The sequence below is a fragment of the Micromonospora sp. NPDC003776 genome, assembly GCF_053605645.1.
Genome location: NZ_JBSGJR010000956.1, coordinates 1 through 1,271 on the forward strand (window position 1 = coordinate 1; position 1,271 = coordinate 1,271).

The window sequence follows — 1,271 nt, forward strand, 5'->3', positions numbered from 1 at the left end:
CGCACGGAGCTGGACGGCGAGCGCCGGCGGGTGGCCGACCTGACCACCGAGCGGGCCTCCTGGCGCGCCCGGGCGGCGGTCGCGGCGGCGTCCTCGGCGTCGCGGCGGGCCTCGTCGCGCTCGCCGTGCGCGGCCGCCACCTGGGCTGCGGTCTCGGCGCGCAGCTGGGCGAGCTGCCGTTCCACGCCGGTGGGGGACAGTTCGGCGTGCAGCGCCTCGGTGAGGGTCTCCACGATCTGGTCGAGCCGGTCCACCGCCTCCCAGGTGCGGGCCACCTGTCCGGGCAGGCCGGGGGCGTTGCGGTGGCGCATCCGCGAGTTGCGGGAGGCGCGCTGGCAGGCGCCGTCGTTGTCGCGGCAGTAGCGGAAGGGGCGGCCGGCGCCGGCGCGCTGGGGCACGTCGCGCCCGCAGTGCGCGCAGGGGCGGGTGTCGGGGGCGGCGGGCTGGGCGTCCATCGGGGGCGAAGTCTAATGCGCCGCCCCGGACTCGGCGCGGGCCACACGGTCCAGGGTGTACCGACGCTGCAGCAGCACCGCGACCAGCATCACGGCGGCCGGCAGCAGGCCGAAGCCGTACCGGATGGCCGCCAGGGCCGCGGGGGACTGGGTGACGGTCTCCCCGGCGGTGGAGGCGACGAACCCGCCGGCGGCCAGGCAGAGGGCGTACGCGTAGGGGCCGAGCGCCCCGCCGGTCGCCTCGGTGGCCGTCCACACCCCGGTGTACGTCCCGGCGCGGGCGGTCCCGGCGGCGCGGATCACGTCGGGCAGCATCGAGAAGGGCAGCAGTTGCAGGGCGGCGAACGCCACCCCGAGCACCGCCACCACCGCGACCAGGACGGGCAGGCCCACCGGCCGGCCGACGGCGAGCACCAGCGTGCCGACGGCGAAGGTGGACTGCGCGGCCAGCAGCGCCCGCTGCTTGCCGATCCGGCGGGCCACCGCCAGCCAGGCCGGGGTGACCAGCAGCGCGGGCGCGAGGAACGCGGCCACCAGCACGGTGGTGAGCTTCGGCCGGCCCAGCTCGTACTGGGCGTAGTAGGGCACCCCGGCCAGGACCAGGTGGGTGGTGGTGGACATGGCCAGGTAGGCGGCGAGCAGCCAGCGGAACTGCCGGTCGCGCAGGCTCGCCGCGAGGGCCCGCCAGCCGCCGGTGCCGTGCGCGGCGGCCGGGGCGGCGGCCGCGCGGCGCAGCCGGTCGATCCCGGCGCCCGGGCGCCTACGGCCAGGACGACCGCCAGGGCGGCTACGGGCAGGAGGAGCGGTTCGACGGGT

At 78.4% G+C, this 1,271-nt stretch carries 1 protein-coding gene and 1 pseudogene; both read right to left on the reverse strand.

What is annotated here, in order from left to right; genetic code table 11:
* Nucleotides 1-455, reverse strand: a pseudogene (locus tag ACWEVO_RS36665) (hypothetical protein); the annotation flags it as partial.
* A gap of 12 nt (nucleotides 456-467) precedes the next feature.
* Nucleotides 468-1,271: MFS transporter (locus ACWEVO_RS36670; RefSeq protein WP_452311971.1), on the reverse strand; the 804-nt coding region annotated here is incomplete at its 5' end.